The organism is Xenorhabdus vietnamensis (genome assembly GCF_002127535.1).
GTDB classification, from domain to species: domain Bacteria; phylum Pseudomonadota; class Gammaproteobacteria; order Enterobacterales; family Enterobacteriaceae; genus Xenorhabdus; species Xenorhabdus vietnamensis.
The window spans coordinates 1-1,944 of the sequence record NZ_MUBJ01000072.1 but is presented as its reverse complement, the minus strand read 5'-3'; the positions used below and the strand labels follow the sequence as shown (position 1 = coordinate 1,944).

At 46.5% G+C, this 1,944-nt stretch carries 2 protein-coding genes; both read left to right on the top strand.

The window, feature by feature from the left end:
* The first annotated feature begins 55 nt into the window (after positions 1 to 55).
* Positions 56 to 538 carry a hypothetical protein gene (locus tag Xvie_RS20105; protein WP_086110858.1) on the top strand — a complete coding sequence of 161 codons (483 nt, stop codon included), beginning with the start codon at positions 56 to 58 and terminating at the stop codon, positions 536 to 538.
* A gap of 282 nt (positions 539 to 820) precedes the next feature.
* A complete protein-coding gene (locus Xvie_RS20100) occupies positions 821 to 1,342 on the top strand; it encodes an RNA polymerase subunit sigma-70 (RefSeq protein ID WP_244175754.1) in 522 nt (173 codons plus the stop codon).
* Positions 1,343 to 1,944: the final 602 nt, after the last annotated feature.

Below are 1,944 nucleotides of genomic sequence, written 5' to 3'. Positions count from 1 at the left end.
ATGCTAAAACGGGTATCACTCAGCCGGATTACAGTCATCGCTAACAGGGGGCAGTATGAAGCCTGATTTATACGCCTTTAGCCACTTACGCCCTGATGCAAACCGTGCCCGTGGTTATGCCGGGCGTTATGCTTCTTGGCACTCACCGGATATTCAGACAGAGCCGCAGAAAGATACCACCACTGACACACACAGTAACGCCCACTGGATAGCACGCAGTCAGGAGGCAAAGAACAATCCTGTCTATGCGTTGCGTCTTATCGACAATCACACGCCGTATCAGTCTGCAATCGCAATGCTCAACGAAATTTATCGCCACCTCAGCCGATACACCACACGCAAGATGGAAGCGGTCTGTTCAGGCTGGGAACTGTCAGACGGGGAAGATAAGAATCTGGAGGCATTCAACTACAGTCTGAGGACCAATGATGCGAACGGGTATCAGGCATCATTACGGGCAGCGAGTGAGAAGCTGGAACGGTACATTGAGCCGATGAACTGGAAAGACATCGAAAGACTGGGCAACCATCATGCTTAAAACTTTTTGGGTCCTTACCGCGACTTTTATATAACGGGGGCATTGCGCGCCGCGATATTTCACTAGCTGTGAACTTTTGAATTTGTGTCCCATGCCCCATGTCTCAATAAAATGTATTTGTAAATTATTTCATATGGTTACGTTAAATTTCCTTGGGTTTTGTGTCCCACTTTTTATGGGACATGTCCCATCTCAATGTCCCATATGTCCCAATGTCCCATTTCTAGCGAAGGATGTCCCATGTCTACAATGAGTATCAGCAAATACGCGAAGCATGTCGGTGTGAACAGGAAGACCATTACACGCTGGATCGGTGAAAATAAATACATTGTCATCGACGGCAACAAGGTCAATGTTGAAGCCAGTGACCAGAATTTAAAGCAGTACCGCGATAGCCAGGATCTTCGAACACAGAACGCCAAAAAGAACCCCGGCACATTAGACACAAGGTCATTAGAAACACGCGCTAAGGCGGTCTATGACAAGCTATTGAGTGGCGAGGTGGATGTACGCCCGATAGAAGAATCCCGCGCCATCAAAGAACACTATCTGGCGGAACTGGTGAAACTGGAGTACAGCATCAAATCCGGTGAGGTTCTACCGTGGCAGGATATGGTGAACAAAGTCAGTGAAGAATACGCCCGGATGCGCACCCGGCTGATTGCCATCGCCCCTGAACATGGTCCTCGCCTGAGATCCTTGGCAAGCACATCAACGGATGCAGAATTCGTGGCAGCATTGCAGGAGGTTATCTATGAGGCGATGTACGAACTGAGCCTTGATGATGAGGCCGCTACGGCGTGATAAGGGCAGAATATGCCTGCAGTAAGAAACAGTCCATACACACCACACAGCCAACGGGAGGGCTTGAAATTAAGCTGTCCCATAATCCTCTGTGCGGTTTAGCCTTGATGATATAACCCGTTGATTTTAGCTAATTCTGTCAGAAAACCAGAATTCCGGTTCTGAGTATTAATTAAGTTAAATCAATGAGTTATAAAAAACCTAAACGTAACCAATTGATATTACTTAATTCCTGCACTGTGCCAGAGATTAAGGAAACCAAGGAGTTAACCAACTGTTGAGGAAATCCCTATAGTTGCCGCAAGGTATGATATCCCATCTTGGGTATTGGGGAAATCACAACACCTTTTAGCAGAGCAAAGCCCTAACTCGGGCTTAGGTGATAACTCATTGATATGTAATCAGACGCCAGATTTGGCGTTTGGGCACAATGCAACTGACCCAATTATTTTAGGTTGCCTGCCTTGTTGCATGTAACAAGAACTACACCTCTTTAAGAGTTCCAGTTTGAGTACCGAAAATATCGGTATGCAAAATCCAATGTCCGATAATCGGACTTTGGGCGTAACTGATAGTTACTCACAAACGACTTTGTGCATAAA